The organism is Hyphomicrobium sp. (genome assembly GCF_036833075.1).
Taxonomy (GTDB): Bacteria; Pseudomonadota; Alphaproteobacteria; order Rhizobiales; family Hyphomicrobiaceae; genus Hyphomicrobium_C.
Genome location: NZ_DAITQL010000030.1, coordinates 1 through 19472 on the forward strand (window position 1 = coordinate 1; position 19472 = coordinate 19472).

At 66.4% G+C, this 19472-nt stretch carries 16 protein-coding genes; 12 read left to right on the top strand and 4 right to left on the bottom strand.

Annotated elements, in window-relative coordinates; translation table 11 throughout:
• From V7082_RS10545 to V7082_RS10555, 3 genes are all read left to right on the top strand, one after another.
• The coding region (locus V7082_RS10545; protein ID WP_334148303.1) for a YmdB family metallophosphoesterase at positions 1 to 353 on the top strand (353 nt) is incomplete at its 5' end.
• Positions 354 to 675: 322 nt separating this feature from the next.
• On the top strand, positions 676 to 1425 hold the full coding sequence (locus tag V7082_RS10550) for a YebC/PmpR family DNA-binding transcriptional regulator (protein WP_334148305.1): 750 nt from the start codon (positions 676 to 678) through the stop codon (positions 1423 to 1425).
• Positions 1426 to 1493: 68 nt separating this feature from the next.
• A complete protein-coding gene (locus V7082_RS10555) occupies positions 1494 to 2528 on the top strand; it encodes a class I fructose-bisphosphate aldolase (RefSeq protein WP_334148307.1) in 1035 nt (344 codons plus the stop codon).
• 411 nt (positions 2529 to 2939) lie between these two features.
• Here V7082_RS10555 and V7082_RS10560 read toward each other — a convergent pair whose 3' ends face one another.
• A complete protein-coding gene (locus tag V7082_RS10560; protein ID WP_334148309.1) occupies positions 2940 to 5087 on the bottom strand; it encodes a L,D-transpeptidase family protein in 2148 nt (715 codons plus the stop codon).
• Positions 5088 to 5451: 364 nt separating this feature from the next.
• Between V7082_RS10560 and V7082_RS10565 the strand changes: the two genes are divergently transcribed.
• The 4 genes from V7082_RS10565 to V7082_RS10580 all read left to right on the top strand — a co-directional run bounded on the left by V7082_RS10565 (position 5452) and on the right by V7082_RS10580 (position 10082).
• Entirely contained in the window at positions 5452 to 6105 is a 654-nt protein-coding gene (locus tag V7082_RS10565) for a thiamine phosphate synthase (RefSeq protein ID WP_334148310.1), read from the top strand.
• 11 nt (positions 6106 to 6116) lie between these two features.
• Positions 6117 to 7130, top strand: coding sequence for a tetratricopeptide repeat protein (locus V7082_RS10570; RefSeq protein ID WP_334148312.1), 1014 nt, complete (start codon positions 6117 to 6119; stop codon positions 7128 to 7130).
• Positions 7131 to 7368: 238 nt separating this feature from the next.
• The gene (locus V7082_RS10575) at positions 7369 to 8157 is read left to right on the top strand and encodes an inositol monophosphatase family protein (protein ID WP_334148314.1); all 789 of its coding nucleotides are present in this window, start codon (positions 7369 to 7371) and stop codon (positions 8155 to 8157) included.
• 194 nt (positions 8158 to 8351) lie between these two features.
• A complete protein-coding gene (locus V7082_RS10580) occupies positions 8352 to 10082 on the top strand; it encodes a SulP family inorganic anion transporter (RefSeq protein ID WP_334148315.1) in 1731 nt (576 codons plus the stop codon).
• Between the two features lie 294 nt (positions 10083 to 10376).
• Here V7082_RS10580 and trpE read toward each other — a convergent pair whose 3' ends face one another.
• Together trpE and V7082_RS10590 are read right to left on the bottom strand one after the other, a co-directional pair.
• On the bottom strand, positions 10377 to 11930 hold the full coding sequence (gene trpE / locus V7082_RS10585) for an anthranilate synthase component I (protein WP_334148316.1): 1554 nt from the start codon (positions 11928 to 11930) through the stop codon (positions 10377 to 10379).
• Between the two features lie 14 nt (positions 11931 to 11944).
• Positions 11945 to 13849: a peptidylprolyl isomerase gene (locus V7082_RS10590; protein ID WP_334148318.1), complete on the bottom strand. Its 1905-nt coding sequence runs from the start codon at positions 13847 to 13849 to the stop codon at positions 11945 to 11947.
• A 272-nt stretch (positions 13850 to 14121) separates the two neighbouring features.
• Here V7082_RS10590 and tpiA point away from each other — a divergent pair, with 272 nt between their 5' ends.
• The 5 genes from tpiA (at position 14122) to V7082_RS10615 (ending at position 18370) form a co-directional block, all read left to right on the top strand.
• Positions 14122 to 14880, top strand: a complete 759-nt coding sequence (tpiA, locus tag V7082_RS10595) for a triose-phosphate isomerase (protein WP_334148320.1) — start codon at positions 14122 to 14124, stop codon at positions 14878 to 14880.
• 114 nt (positions 14881 to 14994) lie between these two features.
• Positions 14995 to 15387 carry a hypothetical protein gene (locus V7082_RS10600; RefSeq protein WP_334148322.1) on the top strand — a complete coding sequence of 131 codons (393 nt, stop codon included), beginning with the start codon at positions 14995 to 14997 and terminating at the stop codon, positions 15385 to 15387.
• Positions 15388 to 15555: 168 nt separating this feature from the next.
• Complete coding sequence (secG, locus tag V7082_RS10605; protein WP_334148324.1) at positions 15556 to 15927, top strand: preprotein translocase subunit SecG; 372 nt, start codon at positions 15556 to 15558, stop codon at positions 15925 to 15927.
• Positions 15928 to 16061: 134 nt separating this feature from the next.
• Complete coding sequence (locus V7082_RS10610; RefSeq protein ID WP_334148326.1) at positions 16062 to 16571, top strand: CC0125/CC1285 family lipoprotein; 510 nt, start codon at positions 16062 to 16064, stop codon at positions 16569 to 16571.
• Between the two features lie 170 nt (positions 16572 to 16741).
• The gene (locus tag V7082_RS10615) at positions 16742 to 18370 is read left to right on the top strand and encodes a CTP synthase (protein ID WP_334148328.1); all 1629 of its coding nucleotides are present in this window, start codon (positions 16742 to 16744) and stop codon (positions 18368 to 18370) included.
• A 69-nt stretch (positions 18371 to 18439) separates the two neighbouring features.
• On the opposite strand, the gene V7082_RS10620 is transcribed toward V7082_RS10615, so the two are convergent.
• Complete coding sequence (locus tag V7082_RS10620; protein WP_334148330.1) at positions 18440 to 19357, bottom strand: hypothetical protein; 918 nt, start codon at positions 19355 to 19357, stop codon at positions 18440 to 18442.
• Between the last annotated feature and the right edge of the window lie 115 nt (positions 19358 to 19472).

Genomic DNA, 19472 nt, shown 5'->3' on the forward strand with positions numbered 1-19472 from the left:
CGAGCGAGAAGCAGGCGCTCGGATACTTCCTCGACGGACGAGTCTCGGTGGTCGACGTAACAAAAAAAAAAAAACCGACCTCCGACGAGCGCATCCTGCCGCACGGAACGGCCTACATGTCGGATGCCGGCATGTGCGGCGATTACAATTCCGTGCTCGGCATGGACATCGACGAGCCGCTGAACCGTTTCCTCACCCGCCTCCCGCGCGAGCGCTTCGAGCCGGCGCTCGGGCCCGCGACCGTCTCCGGCCTCGCCGTGGAGATCGACGACGCGACCGGCCTTGCGACACGCGTGAAAAGTTTGCGGCTCGGTGGCGTTCTGGAGCCGACCGAGCCGCTGTGGGTCGAGTGAGAGAGAGGTTTATGGCAACCGCATGAGAAGGGGCTGAACCCACCCTCAGCGCATTGGTGAGCATGCTCACCCTGGGTCCGCGATTGGGCAGTGGCGGCGTAGCTGAAAGTTTAGGTGATTCTGCGTCCTCCCGCGAGGTCCGCCGGGGCCCCGGACCGCCCCGGTTCATGGATCCTGCCCCTCCCGGACACCCTGGCCGCACGGGAGAGAGGGAATAACCCTTGTCAGGGATGCGCCGAAGGGGTTGACCGGCGCGGGGCCGCCCCGCATTAAATCGGACCCGAACGGCCCCACCCGGGGCCCCTGACGATCCGGAACACAGATGGCTGGCCATTCAGCATTCAAGAACATCATGCACAAGAAGGGCCGCAAGGATGCGGCCCGCGCCAAGATGTTCGCCAAGTTCGCCCGCGAAATCACGGTCGCCGCCAAGTCCGGCATGCCTGACCCCGCCATGAACCCGCGCCTGCGCCTCGCCATCCAGACGGCGCGCGCCGAGAACATGCCGAAGGACAATATCGAGCGCGCCATCAAGAAGGCTTTGGGAGGCGACAGCGAGGCCTACGAGACGATCCGCTATGAAGGCTATGCGCCGGGCGGCGTCGCCGTCATCGCCGAGGCGCTGACCGACAATCGCAACCGCACCGGCGGCGCCGTGCGCGCGGCCTTCACGAAACACGGCGGCAACCTCGCCGCCACGGGTGCGGTAGCGCATATGTTCGAGCATGTGGGCGAGATCCGCTTCAAGACCGCGGCCGGCTCGCCCGACGCCGTGCTCGACGCCGCCATCGAGGCCGGCGCGGACGACGCCGCCTCCGACGATGCCGGCCACCTCGTCACCTGTAGCTTCGACAGCCTCGGCACCGTCGCAGCGGCGCTCGAGGAGACGCTCGGCGAGCCCGAAAGCGTGAAGGCCGTCTGGAAGCCGAGCCTCACCACGGAAGTGGACGAGGCGAATGCCGAAAGCATCATGAAGCTCATCGCCGCCCTCGAGGACGACGACGACGTGCAGAACGTTTTCGCGAACTTCGAGGTCTCGGACGACGTTCTGAAGAAACTGACAGCCGCCTGATCGCGCCAAGCGCATCGAACCGAGCGCGGCGATCGAACCTCAATTCGACTGGACAACGGGAAAAGGCCATGACCGACAAGCTCGAAGATATTGCCCAAGCCATGGTTGCGCCGGGCAAGGGAATCCTGGCCGCCGACGAAAGCTCCGGCACCATCAAGAAGCGGTTCGACGGCATCGGCGTCACCTCGACCGAGGACACGCGCCGCGACTACCGCGAGATGCTGTTCCGCGCCACCGACGCCATGAAGAGCTACGTCTCCGGCGTTATCCTCTATGACGAGACCATCCGCCAGAAAGCCAAGGACGGCACGGCCCTGGTCGACGTCATGAAGGCTGCGGGCGCGATCCCCGGCATCAAGGTCGACACCGGCGCCAAGCCGCTTGCCGGCCCGACCTCGAAGATCGAGACCATCACCGAAGGGCTCGACGGCCTCCGCGAGCGCCTGGCCGAGTACCACAAGCTCGGCGCCCGCTTTGCCAAATGGCGCGCCGTCATCACCATCGCCGACGGCCTGCCGACATGGAACTGCGTGAAGGCCAACGCCCACGCGCTCGCCCGCTACGCGGCGCTTTGCCAGGAAGCCGGCATCGTGCCCATCGTCGAGCCCGAGGTGCTGATGGACGGCCCGCATTCCGCCCATGACATCGACGAATGCTACCGCGTGACGGAATGGACGCTACGCACCGTCTTCCGGGAGCTCTACGACGCCCGCGTCTCGCTCGAGGGCATGGTGCTGAAGCCGAACATGGTCATTGCCGGCCAGAAAAGCACACGCCAGTCCTCCGCCGAGGAGGTTGCGGAAAAAACCATCCGCTGCCTCAAGGCGACGGTTCCCGCGTCGGTTCCGGGCATCGCGTTCCTCTCGGGCGGACAGTCGGACGAGCTCGCGACCCGGCACCTTTCGCTGATGAACGCCGCGGGAAACCTTCCCTGGGCTCTGACTTTCTCCTACGGCCGCGCGCTGCAGGCGGCAGCCCTCAAGGCCTGGGGCGGCAAGCCCGAGAACGTTGCGGCAGGCCAGCGCGCTTTCGCCCATCGCGCGCGCATGAACGGCCTCGCCGCGCTCGGCAAGTGGGATGCCGCACTCGAGAAGGCCGCGTAGAGCGTTTCCGGCGATAATCTCAAACTGAGGTTTGCAGCGCGAGATTTTTCGATTTTTTTTTCGCGGCGCAGCGGAACAACTCGTCTGCAATTGCGTTTCATGATCAGGCCCATGGGCGTATCGCGCTGCGAGGCGCGTCGCCTGACCGGGACGATCGGATGGGGGCCTCATTCTTATAGTCTTCGGCCTCACCGGACGAAGGCTAAGCAGCAAGGCGTAATGAGCCCCCCTCATTGCGCCTTGACTGCATTCGGCGCCTTGACCGCGCTGTGACGACCGGCGCGCGGCCGGCTGCTCGTACACTCGCTGCATGACGTACGGGGAGAAGCGCACGCGGCTCCGTCGACGGTCCTGTCGCGGTTGCGCGTATGTTGTTGAGGGGCGGAGAACCCTCTCACCCAGAGGATTTCTCTAGTTCATCCAGAACCCTGAGATCGCATCCGAAAGCGTATCGGGGGCCTTGTATTTCTTTTTCTTTTTTCCCTGTCGCGCATCGCGCGGCACATCGTCCGCCGTGGCGAACTCGTCCGAAACCGTGTCGGGTCCGGGATCGAAGCGGACGGGGCGCCCCGTCAGCGCCGCCGAGAGCCGGCTGTCGTGCCCGTAGAGATCACCGAACGTCGAGACGCGCCCGTCTGCATCGGCGACGGCCGTAAAATACGTCATGTGCACCGGGATCGGATGCTTGAGCCGAATCTCTCCGCCGGCTGCCATCGCCTGCTCGACGCCGCGCGCGTCGAGGCCGTTGCCTTCCGCGAGCATCACCCGCGCGAATCTCATCGGGTCCTGCACGCGGATGCAGCCGTGCGAGAGCGCACGGCTCGGCTGCGCGAACAGCGACCGCTCGATCGTGTCGTGCATGTAGACGTCGTGCCGGTTGGGGAACAGGAACTTGACCTGCCCGAGCGGGTTCCTGCCGCCCGGCGGCTGGATGAAGCTGTAGTTGCGCAGGTCGGCATTCGACCAGTCAACGCTGTCGGGGTCGATCCTGCGCCCGTTGCGGTAGACGTCGAGGCCGTAGGCGCGAATAATGTTGCCGCCCCCACCGCCGCCGAAGAAGAAGAAACCGCCGCCCGCCGAGCGCAGGCGCGGCGCGAGCTCCCGCGTCTTGATGCCGTCCGGCATGCCCCAGGAGGGGTTGAAGGCGATGGACTTCATCGTCTCCGAGAACACCGGCGTCGCCCATTGCGGCAGGCCGACGATGATGCGCTCCTTGAACAGCACCTCATCGCCCCTGATTACGCGTGTCATGAACTCCGGGATGTTGTTCCAGACGTAAACGCGGCCGAGGTTCTCGGGCATCCACCGCCAGCGCTCCATGTTGAGCACGATCATCTGCGTGCCGCGCTCCGGATCGGGCGCGCGATGCACATCGCCCTCGGCGTTGAGCGCCTTGCGCGTCGCGCCCGTAAGCTCGCCCGTCGCCTTGAGCCCCTTCTCGACCTGGTAGGCTTTGAGCGCCAGCTCGAGCTTCTCATCGAACAGCGTGTCCTTGGCCCCATCCTCGGCCGGGACCTTCATCCTCTGGCGCAGCAGCGCGATGTTGGGATGCTCGACGCCGACCTTGAGCATCTCGCGCGTCGCCGGGAGGTTGATCTTGAGCGCCGGGTCGACCTCAATGGCCGGCTCCGCCGGGCCGCGCGCCTTGAGCAGCGCCTTGTGCAGCAGTTGGAACTGCCGGTGCTTGGGATGCTGATCGCGCAGATAGGCATCGGGCGCCGAAGCCGCCGCGAGCGCCGTCAGCACGGTCGCCGGATCCTTGATCGGCGGCGCGACATCGAGGATGCGGCTCAAGGAGGCCGGGTTGACGCGTCCGCCCCGCGCGAAGCGCACGTACTTGAGCAGCGCGAGCGTGAGCTTGCCCTCGGCGTCGGCCAGCGCCTCCGTCGACGGCGCGCCCGTCAGAGCGGGAAGATCGAACGCCGCGGCGGAAAGTCCCCAGTCGTCGGCCTTGCGCACTTCGGCCATCGCGCTCTTGGCGCCGTCCGTGAAACCTGTGCCGGTCACCCACAGCGGCTTGTCGTTGCGCGCGCCGTAGAAGGCGGCCGCGGCCGCGGTATCCTCCTTATGCGCCTTCGACGTGTTGGCGGACGTGCCGAGCCACGTGCGCACGGCGGCGATGACGGGATCGACCACGGGCGGCGCGGGCGCTGCGGCGGCAGGCTGCGCCGCGGCCGCATCCGGCGCCGCCGGCGTGGAGGCAGAGGGTGCGGCCGGCGTAGAAGTCGAAGGCGCCGCCGTTGCGGGTGCTTGCGATGGCGCATCGGAGACCGCGGGCGGTGGCGTAGCCGAGGGCGCCTCGGGGGTCGCGGCGTTGGCGACGGCGTCGCCGGGTTTCGTCTCAGAGGGGCTCGACGGCGCCGCGGCTTGCGACGTTGCGGGCGGGGCCGCAGCGGGCGGCGTGGCGGTGGCCGAAGGCTGGTCCGGAATGGTTCCGGTGGTCTGCACGGCGGGCGCCTCGCCGGATGGCGACTGCGCCCCAGCGTTCGAAGCATTGGCGGCGAACGCCACGACCGCGGCAGTGGCGGCAGCAACGCGCAGGAAAACAGGCGTGAGCATCAATCTGGCTCCGTCGAAGCGGGACGCGGCGCCCGCACAATGTTTGCAGCCCCCGTTTGCAGCCCTCGATAGGGCGACACGTGCAGCCGCAGCATGGCAATTTCATGCTCATGGACGCTGCATGGAACGAGACCCGAGCCAACGTCCTGACGCATTGGTCGACTCGCTCGCGGCGACCATAGCCGGAAGGCCGGGCGCGCGATAGGCCGGATCGGGCGCAAAGGCCTGTTCTTCCAAGGACGATGCCCTTACATCGACGCCCCGAGTCTCTTTTCCGCCCGAATTGAGACCGATACGCACCCGACACGGGCCGCAAACCCATCACCGGGCCGGACAATTACCGAAGGGACGCGACGCAGGCGACATGACCCACAGATCTTCAGATCCGGGGATTTGCCTCATCGCCGCCGCCGAGAGCGGAACGGCGGCCCTCGCCCGCATCGCTGCCGCGCTCGAGGCCACCCGCGCCGTCACCGTGATCCTGACCGCACCCGTGGGCGGCGTCCTCGATCCCGCCGTCGCCCGCCCGCTCGTCGAGATGGCGCAGCAGAGGAAGGTCGCCGCCCTGATCGCCGACGACGTGCCGGCCGCCCGCGCCACCGGCGCCGACGGCGTGCATCTCTCCTGGCGCCCGGAGATCGAGGAGGCCTACGAGGCCGCCCGCGGCGCGCTCGGCCCCGATGCCATTGTCGGCGCCGATGCGGGACGCTCGCGCCACGACGCCATGACGCTCGGAGAGACCGGCGCCGATTACGTGGCCTTCGGCCCGGCCGCCGAAGCGGAGGGGCTCGACGGCGCAGGCGAAACCCGCCGCGCGCTCGTCGCCTGGTGGGCCGAGGTGTTCGTCGTCCCAGTCGTCGCCTTCGATGTCGGGACGGCGGGCGAAGCGCGCGATCTGATCGCGAGCGGGGCCGATTTCGTCGCCGTGCGCCTGCCCCACGCTTCAGACGCTGGCAACGACGCGGCATGGGCATCGGACCTCGTGGCGGCTCTCGGCGCGCCCGTATCCACAGCGTAAGGAGCGCGCCCGTGAAGACGATCCACCTCGTCATCCTGGCGTGCGCGGGCGTGACCATGGGGGCGCTCGGCGCCCTGTTCGCAACCGGGATGCTCGACCCTTATCTTGGCGGGGCGCCGAGCACCACTCTCCGAGACCCCGCGCGCCCGGCCACGGGCGATGCCGCGACGCCCACAGGCGACGACAGCGCCTACGTTGCGTTCGATCAAGGCAAATACCTGACCGCGCTCGAGCTCGCCGGAGAAGCCGCCAAGCGCAACGATCCGCAGGCGCATACGCTGATCGGCCGCATCTACGCCGAGGGCCTCGGCGTTCCGAAGGACGAGGCCACCGCGGCACGCTGGTATGCACGCGGCGCCGAGCTCGGTGACGTGCCCGCCATGCTGGCGCTCGGCACCCTGCTCGCCGAAGGCCGCGGCGTCGCCAAGGACCCGAACCTCGCCGCCGAGATGTTCGAGAAGGCCGCCGTGACCGGCGATCCGGTCGCCAACTACAATCTCGGTCTCATGTTCCTGAGGGGCACCGGCAAGCCCGAGAACCCCTATCGCGCCGCCCAGCACATCCGTTACGCCGCCGAGAAGGGCATCGCGGCCGCCCAGTACGACCTGGCCGCGCTCTACCTCGAAGGCAACGGCGTCCCCAACGACGCGCTCGAGGCGGCACGCTGGAGCGCGAAAGCCGCCGCGCAGGGTCTCTCCTCTGCCGAGTACGACTATGCCGTGATGCTGCTGCAGGGACGCGGCCTGAAGGTCGACGAAGGCAAGGCGGTCGCCTATCTCGAGTCCGCCGCCGACAAGGGCGTGGCCGGCGCCCAGAACCGGCTCGGTCATCTTTATGCCGAAGGCATCGGCGTCGAGGCCAACCCCGTCGAGGCCGCCCGATGGCGCCTGATCGCCAAGGCCGGCGGCGTCGTCGACGACAAGCTAGATCTCTACGTCGCAGCACTCCCCGACGCGGATCGCGTCAAGGCCGAGGCCGCCGCGGCGCAATGGCGCGAGCGCCGGCAGGTGATGGCCATACCGTGACGGCCGCGACGGCGCGCCCGGCGCCCACGCCGCGCCCCCCGCCCCCCAACACCTTGTTGTCTGGCGTCCTGCCGTCCGGCACGCTGCCACCTTGTGTCGCAACGCTCCGGGCGAGGCGTTAAGCAGTTGCTCCCGCTCCGCCGCGAAAAGGGTTGACGTTCCGCGGCGAAACCGTCAGAGCCTCCCCTTCCTCCAGCCGCCGCGAACGGCGTGCCCCTCAGTCGGATAGCGATCTACCATGCCTGCCTCAGCCCTGATGAACGTGATGATCGCCGCCGCGCGCAAAGCCGGCCGCTCGCTCGCGCGTGATTTCGGCGAGGTCGAGCATCTTCAGGTGTCGGTCAAGGGCCCGGCGAACTTCGTCTCCGCAGCCGACCTCAAGGCCGAGGACATCATCTTCAAGGAGCTGTCCAAGGCGCGCCCCGGCTACGGCTTCCTGATGGAGGAGCGGGGCGAGATCGAGGGCGTGGACAAGACCCATCGCTGGATCGTCGACCCGCTCGACGGCACGACGAACTTCCTGCACGGCATCCCGCACTTCGCCATCTCGATCGGCCTCGAGCGCGAGGGCGTCCTGGTCGCCGGCGTCGTCTACAATCCGGCGACCGACGAGCTGTTCACCGCCGAGAAGGGCAAGGGCGCCTTTTTGAACGACAAGCGACGTCTGCGCGTAGCGGCGCGCAAGGCGCTCGCGGATGCCGTCGTCGTCACCGGCATTCCCCATCGCGGCCGCCCCGGCCATCCGCGCTTCATGCAGGAGATGAGCACGGTGATGATGGAGGTTGCGGGCTTGCGCCGCTCGGGCTCGGCCGCCCTCGACCTCGCTTACGTCGCAGCCGGCCGCTACGACGGCTATTGGGAGCGCAACCTCAAGCCCTGGGATCTCGCGGCCGGCATCGTGCTGGTACGGGAAGCCGGCGGCCTCGTCTCCGACGTGAGCGGCAAGGACACGGCCCTTGCGACCGGCGACGTCCTGGCCGGCAACAGCGCCATCACCAAGGCGCTCCTGACTCTCCTCGCGCATTAGCCGCATACGATGAGCGGCACGGTCCGCTCCCGGCACAAAAGCGGTCATCGACGGCCCACGACCGAGGTCGCGGAGAGCCAGCACCCGACAACGCGACCTGCTGACAGTCCAGCGTGCAGAAGGTAGGTAACGCACGCTTCCCGCATCGCAAGACGATTGCGTAAATTGCGCGGATGTCAGCGAGGGTCAACGATATGAATGCATCCGCAGGCGGTGAATCTCTGAGGCCGGCGAAGCCGACCTTCTCAGAGCTGTTCACACCCAAGCTGATCACGATCCTGCAAGAGGGCTACGGCTGGCAGCAGTTCCGCCAGGATGCGATTGCCGGATTGACGGTCGCAATCGTTGCGCTCCCGCTGTCGATGGCCATCGCCATCGGATCGGGACTGTCTCCAGACAAAGGACTTTACACCGCTGTCGTCGGTGGCTTTCTGATTTCCGCCCTCGGCGGCAGCCGGTTTCAGATCGGCGGGCCGGCCGGCGCCTTTATCGTTCTGATCGCAACCATCGTCGAGCGGCATGGCTACGACGGGCTTGTTCTCGCAACATTGATGGCTGGCGCCATGATGCTGGCCGTCGGCTTCCTTCAGCTTGGAACCTACATCAAGTACATCCCGTTTCCGGTGATCGTCGGTTTCACGGCAGGCATCGCCGTCATTATTTTCGCGAGCCAGGTCAAAGAGCTTCTGGGGCTCGATATCGCCAATGAACCCGCAGCACTGATCCCCAAGATCGGGGCCATAGCGGACAGCATCCACACCCTCAAACCGACGACGGTGGCCCTCGCGCTCCTGGCCATCGCGATCATTCTTGTCTTGCGGCGCTACAGGCCCAAATGGCCAGGGCTTCTGATCGCGGTCGGGGTAACGGCGTTTGCGATCTACCTGTTCGATCTCGAGGTTGCGACGATCGGCACGAAATTTGGCGGCGTTCCGCGCACCCTTCCGTCGCCCAGCCTTCCGCCTCTCGATTGGGCGAAGATGCAGGCGGTTTTTCCGGACGCCGTCGCCATCGCCGTCCTCGGCGCCATCGAATCTCTTCTTTCTGCGGTCGTTGCGGATGGAATGACGGGGCGCAAGCATCGTTCGAACTGCGAGTTGGTCGCACAGGGGGCCGCGAACATGGCGGCGGTTACCTTCGGCGGCATGTGCGTGACAGGGACGATCGCTCGCACCGCGACCAACGTCAGAGCGGGCGCACATGGGCCGGTCGCGGGCATGATGCACGCCCTCTACATCCTGTTGTTCATGCTCATCGCCGCGCCGCTCGCGGCCTACATCCCGCTCGCCAGTCTGGGTGCGGTCCTGGCGGTCGTGGCCTGGAACATGGCGGAGAAGGAGGAGTTCTGGGGCCTGCTGCGCGCCTCTTGGGGAGACGCAGCGGTGCTGATGTCCACATTCCTATTGACGATATTCGTCGATCTGACGACGGCGATCGCGGTGGGTGTGACGCTCGGCTCGTTCCTTTTCCTGCATCGCATGGCCGAGACCGTCCTGGTCGAGACGGGGCGTCCGGTCATCGTCTCGGACCAGGCGGATGCGCAGGGTCAGGCACGCATGCCCTATGACCCGAACACGCACGGCCGCGACGTCGTTGTCTACCGTATTTCCGGGGCCCTGTTTTTCGGTGCGACGGCTGCCGTCAGCGCTGTGCTCAACCGGATCGGTGAGCGCCCGAAGATGTTCGTGCTCGATTTTTCCGATGTACCGCTTGTCGACAGCACCGCGGCCAATGCCCTCAAAGGACTCGTCGAGAAACTCATCCACGGCGGGACGCGTGTATATTTCGTGGGTGTCGAGAAGACCGTGCGGCGACCGTTGCTCGTTGCGGGCTTACGCAAGCCCCTCGTTCGCTACGCTTCGACGGTCGAGGATGCGGAGACCCACTTCCGTTCGCGCGGCCGTGACGGACCAGCCGACGGATGACGTCGATGAAGGTGTCCGCTTCGGGCAAAGTCACCTATGCTCGCCTTGGACCGGGAGGACACGCAAACGCGCCTCGCCGCCGATGCGTCGGTGAGCACTGGGCTTAGAGAGTTTCCGTTTCAGATGGAAACAGCGGTTCGACATGCGCAAGCCCGTCTGGGCTCCGGCCTTCGCCGGAGTGACGTTGAGTTTGCGTAGCCCGCCTGCATACAAATGACGTCATCCCGGCGCAGGCCGGGATCCAGACACGCCAATTGCTCGCATGACCATGTTTCCACCTAAATCGGAACGACTCTAGCGCCCCTTCTTGCTCCCGCGCGACGCGAACCGCACCGCCTCCTCGGCCGCGCGCACGATGGCCTTGGCCTTGTTGATGCACTCCTGCTGCTCTTTCTGCGGCACGCTGTCGTAGACGATCCCCGCCCCCGCCTGCACGTGGAGCATCCCGTCCTTGACCAGCGCCGTGCGCAGCACGATGCAGGTGTCCATCTCTCCATCGGCCGTGAAGTAGCCGACGCAGCCCGCATACGGTCCGCGCTTGGCCTTCTCCAGCTCGTCGATGATCTCCATCGCGCGCACCTTCGGGGCGCCCGACACCGTGCCGGCCGGAAAGCCGGCCATCAGCGCATCGATCGCATCGCGCTCGGCCGAAAGCCGCCCGACCACATTGGACACGATGTGCATCACATGGCTGTAGCGCTCGATGACGAACTTGGCGGTGACGTTGACCGAGCCCACCTCTGCGACGCGCCCCACGTCGTTGCGCCCGAGGTCGAGCAGCATCAGGTGCTCGCTACGCTCCTTGGGGTCGCGGATCAGCGCATCGGCAAGCGCCTTGTCCTCTGCTTCCGTCGCCCCCCTCGGCGCCGTGCCCGCGATCGGCCGGATCGTCACCTCCCCGTCGCGCAGCCTGACGAGGATCTCCGGGCTCGAGCCCACGAGCGCGAACGAGCCGAGATCGAGGTGGAACAGAAACGGCGACGGGTTGGTGCGCCGGAGCGCCCGGTAGAGCGCGAACGACGGCAGCGCGAACGGCGCCGAGAAGCGCTGCGACAGCACGACCTGGAAGATATCGCCGGCGCGGATGTACTCCTTCGCCTTCTCGACCATGGCCATGTATGCCCCGGGCGGCGTGTTCGAGCGCGGCTCGGAGTGCGCAATGGTCTTGGAGAGAGGCGCCAGCGACGCGTGCGGCACCGGCGCATCGAGCGCTTCCACGGCCCCCTTGAGCCGCTTGAGCGCCGCCTTGTACGCCGCCTCGGCATCGACCTTCTTCTCCGGACGAACCGGCGTCACGATGCTGATCTCGTCCTTGACCGAGTCGAAGATGACGACCAGCGTCGGCCGGACCAGCACCGCGTCCGGCACGCCGAGCTCATCCGGCTTGACGTCCGGCAGCCGCTCGATGAGGCGCACCGTGTCGTAGCCCATGTAGCCGAACACGCCCGCCGCCATCGGCGGCAGCTCGTCCGGCAGCGTGAGCCGCGAGGTCGCGAGCAGCTCGCGGAGCGACGCGAGCGCAGGCGTCGCCTCCGCCTTGAACGCATCCGGCGTCTTCATCGGGTTGCGGTTGATCTCGGCCGTGTCGCCGTGGGCCCGCCAGACCGCGTCGGGCGCGAGCCCGATCACCGAGTAGCGCCCGCGCGAGGCCCCGCCCTCGACTGACTCGAGCAGCAGCGAGTACGGCTTGCCGAGCGCCAGCTTGAGATAGACCGACACCGGCGTCTCAAGATCGGCGACGATCCGCGTCCACACGACCTGCGGCGCGCCGGCCTTGTAGCGCCTGGCGAAGCTGTCGTAGGCCGGCAGCGCGTCGAGACCCTTGGGCCCCCGGGAGAGCGTGCTCAAGTGACCGGTCCCCTCTACTGGTCGCTCTCCGCGGCAACGCCCGTCGCCCGGGCGAGCTCGGCCTCGTTGACATGGACATTGAGGCTGGCCTTGAGGGCGGTGATGTAGGCCATCAGGTCGTCGTTGGCGATCTGCGCCGAGAGCTCCTTGACGAGCTTGTCGTGCTGCGCCTTGCTCGCCTCCGCCGCCGGGAAGATCTCTTTGACCTGGAACACGACGCGGCTTTGCCGGTCGGGCGTGTCGGTGAAGGAGGCGCCGCCCTTCTCGAGCGCGAACGCCTGCGCCACGCCCTCCGTGGTGAGGCCCGGCTGCGACGTGTTCCGCTTCACGTTCTCGAGGGTATCGGACTCGCCGCCGGCCGCCTCCGCGACCGTAGCGAACGCTTCGCCCGCCTTGAGCCGGTCGACCAGCGACTGCGCCAGCTCGTTGAGCAGCCTCGCCCTTTCCTTCTCGATATAGGCGGTCTTGACGTCGTCCTTCACCTCTTCGAACGGCTTCTGCTGCGGCTCGGTGACGGACATCACGTCGAACCAGACATGGGCCGAGCCCGGCAGCTCCACCGCGTCTGGCTGCATGCCGACGCCGGTCGCGAAGATCTGCTTCACCGCGATCTGGGCATCCTGGATGTCGATCGCCGTCTTGCCGTCAGGTGTCTTGTTCTCGCGGTCCAGCGCCTCGACGTCGAGGAACTTGAGCTTCTGCTCCGCACCGATCTCTTTCAGCGTCTTGCCGGCGTTGCGGCCCTCCTCGACGAGATCGTAGCGTTCCTGGATGAGCCCCTCGGCACGCTCGCCCGCAAGCTTGTCGCGCACCGTGCCCTTCGACTCCTCGAAGGTGCTCGCCTTGCCAGGATCGATCTCGATCGCGCGCACGAGCACGGTTGCGAAGCGGCCTTCGATGGGCTCCGAGAGCTTGTCACGCTCGAGCGCGAACGCCGCATCGGCGATCTTGGGATCGATCAGCTTGTCTTTCGACAAGAGGCCGAGATTGACGTCGTCCTCGCTGGCGCCCTGCTCTTTCGCAACGTCGAGGAAATTCTTCTTGCCGTCGACGATCTCCTGACGCGCCGCCTCGGCCGCCGCCTTGTCCTTGAAGGCGATCTGCTGCAGGCGCCGCTGCTCGGGCTTGTCGTAGGTCGCCTTGTGATCGTCGTAATAGGCCTTGAGCTCGTCGTCCGTGAGCGTGATTTCGGATTTGAGCGCGTCGGTGGAGAGCACGAGCACCGCCGCCTTGCGGTATTCGGGCGTCATATAGCTCGTCTTGTCGGCCTCATAGGTCTCCTTGACCTTCGCCTCGTCCGGATCCGCAACGGAGACCTTCTTCGGGTCGATCTGCACGATCTCGATCGTGCGCGCCTCCTCGCGGTAGGCGTGCAGCTCCTCGACCATCGGCTTCGGCACGACGATGGCGGCGGAGAGCGCATCGAAGATCTGCCCGCGCACCTCGTCGTCGCGCCGGAGCGCGAGGAACCCCGCCTCGGAGAGGTTGAGCTGGCGCAGGAGGCCGTCGAAGCCGACGCGTGAGAACTTGCCGTCCGGCCCCGCGAAGTCGGGATCGTTGCGAACGCCTTCCGCCAGCGCCGCATCCGACAGCGACAGGCCGAGCTTGTCGGCATGGGCCTTGACGGCGGCCTGCGCGATGAGCTGCTCGAGCGCCTGCCGGTCGAGCCTCAGCATCAGCGCCTGCTCGGTGGTGAGCCGCTCGCCGCCCTGAAGACTGATGCTGCGGATCTGGTTCTGGAACGCACGCTGAAAATCCGTGACGGTGATTTCGGTCTCGCCGACCTTGGCCACGGAGCCGCGTCCGAACCCATGGAACACATCGGAAACGTTCCAGAAGATACCGAAGCTCACGATCAGGATAGCGAACAGAAACTTGGCCACCCACCCTTGGGCGCCGCGTCGCATGGCGTCGAGCATCGAGAAAGATCTTCCTGTTGAATGCGGGGGGCGCGCCCCCATCGCCGGGCCGGCCGCCACCGCTTGCAGAAAAAGTTGAACCCGTCCATGACGGGAGGCGTCGGGGTGATATGAAGCCCACCGCGCCGGGGAATGCAAGACCGTGCTGCGGAGCTGAAAATAAGTTAATTCGGGACGCCACCCAGGGACTGTGACCGGCGCCCGGTGGGCCCCCGTAGGGACCGGGGACGGGAGCGCAAAATGGCCGAATCCATGTGGGGGCAGCAGGAACGATGACCACAACGCCCATTCGTCCGCTGGTCGCGGGCAACTGGAAGATGAACGGGCTCGCCGCCGCGCTCGCCGAGGCCGAGGCCGTCAGGCAAGCGCTGTCGGACGGCACGGCTCCCGCCGACGTCATGATCTGCCCGCCAGCGACGCTGCTCGCCCGGATGGCCGATGCGGCGCGCGGTTCGCGCCTTCTGCTCGGCGCCCAGGACTGCCATGCCGCCGCCTCCGGCGCCCACACGGGCGATATCTCAGCCGAGATGGCGAAGGATGCGGGGGCGTCCGCCGTCATCGTCGGGCATTCCGAGCGCCGCGCCGACCACGGCGAGCTCGACCGCATCGTGCGCGCCAAGGCGGCCGCCGCCCGTCGCGCAGGCCTCGCCGCCATCGTCTGCATCGGCGAGACCCAGGGCGAGCGCCTCGCCGGCCTCACCCTCCGAGTCGTGCGCCGCCAGCTCGAGGGCTCGCTCCCGGACGGGGTGACGGGCTCCAACACCGTCATCGCCTACGAGCCCGTCTGGGCCATCGGCACGGGTCTCACGCCGAGCGCGGAGGACGTGGCCGAGGTCCACGCGGCCATCCGCGCGCATCTCGAGGAGCGCTTTGCGTCCGAAGGCAGCCGCGTGCGCATTCTCTACGGCGGCTCGGTCAAGCCCGCCAACGCCAAGGAGTTGCTGGCGCTTCCCCATGTGAACGGCGCGCTCGTCGGCGGCGCAAGCCTCAAGGCCGACGATTTCCTCGCCATCATTCGCGCCTCGGCGTGAGACCGGGGATGCGACGAGCGAGGATGGTGTAGGTAGCATCACGGATTGCACGCGAGAGGCGCGGACGTCATGACGGCAGGACTGGGTTCGGAAAAGGCGAGGGGAGGCTGACGCATGCGGATCGATCGCGCCCTGGCTTGCACGTCCCTCTGCCTCGGTGTCGCGGCGGCCCCGGTCGTTGCCGCCCCGCTCGATCCCGAGACCTGCGCCGCGCTCAAGACCGAGTATCAGGGCCTCGTCTCCGCTGGCGTGAAGTCGGACATGGACCGCGGCCCGGAGTGGGCGAAGGCGAACCTCGCCCCCGACCGCCTCGGCAGGATCGAGCGCCTGATCGCGGTCCGCGAACAGCTCTCGTTCCGCTGCGGCGAGCAGGTGACGGCGCAGCCGGCGATGAAGGAGCTGCCGAAGCCGGTGGTCGCAGCCTCCGGCAAGGGCGCCCCGAGCAACATTCCCCTGCCAAAGCGCAAGAACGCCGACGCCGCCAGGAAGCACGCCGCCCAGAACTGATTGACGGGCCATCGAATAACGCGGTTGCAGGGCCGGCGCGGGGACCGCCCAGTGGGAAGACGGACGGCGAGATCCGCGATCGTGCCATCTAGCCCTCGGTCCGCGGGTGGTGTAGAAGCCGGGCAAACTCCCATCTCGCGCCTTTGAGGGCCCGGAGCTCTTCGTCCCATGACCACGGTTCTTCTCGTCATTCACATCATGGTTGCAACCGCACTCGTAGCGGTCGTCCTGTGGCAGCGCTCCGAGGGCGGCGCGCTCGGCATCGGCGGCGGTGGCGGCGGTTTTCTCACCGGGCGCGGCACCGCAAACCTGCTCACGCGCACGACCGCCGTCCTCGCCGCAGGCTTCTTCCTGACCAGTATTCTTCTCACGATGCTCTCGCATCGCGGCCCGACCGGGTCGGCGTTCGACACGCCCGCCGCTCCTGCGGGCTCGTCCACCATCGTCCCGGCCGATCCGAACCAGCAGCCCGCCACGACCACGCCGGCCGCGCCGTCCGACACGGCCCCCCGCGGCGGCATCCTGGACAAGCTGAAGTAGTATCCCGGACTGGCGCAAAGCCGGGCGAGAGCCTGAGGATATGGCTATCCCGCACTGGCCACGGCTGTGAACGCTTGCTAGCGTGCCGGCCGTCGGGAAGCGGAGAAGCGGCCATGTCCTCGCGGAGATGGGGAGTGAAACTGGGAGCGGCGGCAGCAGCCATCGCTCTGGCGGGCTGCTCATCCGATATCACCGGCCTCGGGCAGGGCCCGCTCCCGTATAAGTATTCGAACGCCATCGTCCCGACCGGCTTTTCCGAGAGCGTCATCGGCCCGGACCGCTACCGCATCCAGGTCAGGGGGCCCGTCAACACCCCGCGCGAGCGCATGGAGAAGATTGCCACGACGCGGGCCGCCGAGATCGGCAAGGACAACCGGCTTGGCTACTTCCGCATCGACTCGATCCAGCACGGCACCCATTGCCAGACCTATGTCCAGGGCGGCGCACCGACCAGCCCCGGCTCCGGCGTCAAGAAGCAGACAGCCTACGCCCTGCTGACGGCGGACGTCTCCTTTGCCAAAACCCCGCCGGACGCGAGCTTCCTCGACTCACGCCAGGCCTTCGATCGCTACCGCGCCGAGCTGGACCAGGACCAATCCGCGCCCCCTCCCCTCGACCCAACCGACCTCCAGCACTGCAGCTAACCCCGTTCCCTTGCCCGCGCCCCGGCTACTACCCCCTTTTCCTCTCCACTCCCCTGCCTACTGCCTACTGCCTACTGCCTACTGCCTACTCCCCCCTCTCTCCCCCTTCCCGTGGATGAGACAAGAAAACCACTTCGAATCACGCCGCTAGGGCTGTACTGTTAAAGCCCATGCAACGGTACATCTTCATTACCGGTGGCGTGGTCTCCTCCCTCGGAAAAGGTCTCGCTTCCGCCGCCCTCGGCGCGCTTCTGCAAGCACGCGGATACTCCGTCCGCCTGCGCAAGCTCGACCCGTATCTGAACGTCGATCCCGGCACGATGAGCCCCTACCAGCACGGTGAGGTGTTCGTGACCGACGACGGCGCCGAGACGGACCTGGACCTCGGCCACTACGAGCGCTTCACCGGCGTCCCGGCGAAGAAGTCGGACAACATCACCACGGGCCGCATCTACCAGGACATCCTGGCGCGCGAGCGCCGCGGCGATTACCTGGGCGGCACCGTACAGGTGATCCCGCACGTCACCGATGCCATCAAGCAGTTCGTCACCACCGGCAACGAGGACGTAGACTTCGTGCTGGTCGAAATCGGCGGCACGGTGGGCGACATCGAGGGCCTGCCGTTCTTCGAGGCCATCCGCCAGCTCGGCAATGAGTTGCCGCGGCACTCCTCGATCTTCATCCACCTGACGCTGCTTCCCTTCATCCCGTCCGCGGGCGAGCTCAAGACCAAGCCCACGCAGCACTCGGTGAAGGAGCTGCGCTCCATCGGCATCCAGCCCGACATCCTGCTCTGCCGCTCCGACCGCGAGATCCCGAAGGGCGAGCGGAAGAAGATCGCGCTCTTCTGCAACGTGCGCGAGGAGGCCGTCATCCAGGCCCTCGACGTCGCCTCCATCTACGACGTGCCGCTCGCTTACCATCGTCAGGGCCTCGACGATCAGGTGCTCGATGCGTTCGGCATCACGGGCGCGCCGAAGCCGGATCTCACCCGCTGGGAAACCATCTCGCGCGCCATCGCCTCCCCGGAGGGCGAGGTGACGATCGCCGTCGTCGGCAAGTACACGGGCCTCAAGGATGCCTACAAATCGCTGATCGAGGCGCTGGTGCACGGCGGCATCGCCAACCGCGTCAAGGTCAACCTCGAATGGATCGAGAGCGAGATCTTCGAGCGCGAGGACCCCGCGCCCTATCTCGAAGGCGTGAACGGCATCCTGGTCCCCGGAGGCTTCGGCGAGCGCGGCTCCGAGGGCAAGATCCTGGCCGCCAAGTTCGCGCGCGAGCGCAGCGTTCCCTATTTCGGCATCTGCTTCGGCATGCAGATGGCGACGCTCGAAGCAGCAAGGAACCTGTGCGGCATTGCGGGCGCGGGCTCGACCGAGTTCGGCGCCACCGACGAGCCCGTCGTCGGCCTCATGACCGAATGGATGAAGGGCAACGATCTCGAGCAGCGCCGCCAGGGCGGCGACCTCGGCGGCACCATGCGCCTCGGCGCCTTTCCCGCTGCCCTCGGCAAGGGCACGCGCATTGCCGGGATCTATGGGAACACCGAGATCTCGGAGCGCCACCGCCACCGCTACGAGGTGAACACCGACTACCGCGCGCGATTGGAAGCGGCGGGCCTTTGCTTCGCCGGCCTCTCGCCCGATGGCCTGTTGCCCGAGACGGTCGAATACCCGAACCATCCCTGGTTCATCGGCGTCCAGTTCCACCCGGAGCTGAAAAGCCGCCCCTTCGACCCGCACCCGCTGTTCAAGAGCTTTATTGCGGCGGCCGTGGAGCGGAGCAGGTTGGTGTAACCCGGCACTCACTCACGTCAGCGACTGCCCCGTATCGGAAATCAACCGAATGTTCCTAGAGGTCGCTCCTCACCAAGCAAACGATGTCGCGAAAATTGTTGCCAGTACGACCACGTAGGCGACCATAACGACCAGAAGCCAAGCACGGTCGGCCCTCGCGATGGCCATCTCATTGCCGGCCCCCTCTTGTCGCCATGAGACATGCACGATCCTCAGCAGGACAAGTATGATGAACATGTACGATGCGAGATAGACCTTATCGATCATCGTAAGGTAATCGACCTCGGACAGTGTTGCGCCACGGGCGAGTTGCAGAGCAACAAGCGTTAGAAGCAGGGTGAGGAGTGCCGTCACGCTCAGGCCGACGCGCATATCCAAGTAGGCTGGACGGATGAAGAGCACCAAAGCGGCGCAGGCGAGGACAAGTAGGATTGGCAGGAACGTCTTCACGGCCAGCGCAGTCAGCGGACGGTGAATCGGCACGATGAGTGTGGCTCGCGAATAGGCTTCCTGCTCGCCGACCATTGGGTTGCCGAAATTCGTCGGATAAAGGTAATCCTTGATCTCCATACGCGGTTGCCCCACTCGAAAACCAGCAATCCCGATGGCAGTGGAAAGCGTGAGCGGCACATCATCGGCAACATAAACGAGGTTGCCCGTGCCGCTCGCTGAGTCCTCTAGCTCGACGACTAACTCCTGATCATCGAACGGATACCGTTCAAGACCCAGTCGCGTCGAGAAGCGTCCCTGAGCGCGGACAATCGCATAGAGGCTTCCGTCCGGAAGCGTTAGAGGAGTCTCGTAGATTTGGCTGCGGACGTGCTCGAACGGCGCGAAGCGGTTCATGAACTCTAAGCTTTGCGCTGGATTGAGGTCCTTGTTTCGCCAACGAAACCAGACATAGAGATCCACCGAATAGCTTTGGTTCCTGAAATCGAGTTCTTGGATGCGATTAATGAATGCGCCAACGATGACCTTTTCTGGCACCGTGGCTCCTTGGGCATCTGAGCTCGTCCCCCGGTCGCCCGGCTCTGCAAAGGCGGAGCAACTCACAAGCGTGCAAAGCATTATCATAAGCGTGATAAGCTTGTTAGTGTGGATC

Bases quoted from the DNA above. Each gene is read 5' to 3' on its own strand.
- V7082_RS10550 (WP_334148305.1), top strand. From the start codon at position 676: ATGGCTGGCCATTCAGCATTCAAGAACATCATGCACAAGAAGGGCCGC.
- V7082_RS10555 (WP_334148307.1), top strand. From the start codon at position 1,494: ATGACCGACAAGCTCGAAGATATTGCCCAAGCCATGGTTGCGCCGGGC.
- V7082_RS10560 (WP_334148309.1), bottom strand. From the start codon at position 5,087: ATGCTCACGCCTGTTTTCCTGCGCGTTGCTGCCGCCACTGCCGCGGTC.
- V7082_RS10565 (WP_334148310.1), top strand. From the start codon at position 5,452: ATGACCCACAGATCTTCAGATCCGGGGATTTGCCTCATCGCCGCCGCC.
- V7082_RS10575 (WP_334148314.1), top strand. From the start codon at position 7,369: ATGCCTGCCTCAGCCCTGATGAACGTGATGATCGCCGCCGCGCGCAAA.
- V7082_RS10580 (WP_334148315.1), top strand. From the start codon at position 8,352: ATGAATGCATCCGCAGGCGGTGAATCTCTGAGGCCGGCGAAGCCGACC.
- V7082_RS10590 (WP_334148318.1), bottom strand. From the start codon at position 13,849: ATGCTCGACGCCATGCGACGCGGCGCCCAAGGGTGGGTGGCCAAGTTT.
- tpiA (WP_334148320.1), top strand. From the start codon at position 14,122: ATGACCACAACGCCCATTCGTCCGCTGGTCGCGGGCAACTGGAAGATG.
- V7082_RS10600 (WP_334148322.1), top strand. From the start codon at position 14,995: ATGCGGATCGATCGCGCCCTGGCTTGCACGTCCCTCTGCCTCGGTGTC.
- secG (WP_334148324.1), top strand. From the start codon at position 15,556: ATGACCACGGTTCTTCTCGTCATTCACATCATGGTTGCAACCGCACTC.
- V7082_RS10615 (WP_334148328.1), top strand. From the start codon at position 16,742: ATGCAACGGTACATCTTCATTACCGGTGGCGTGGTCTCCTCCCTCGGA.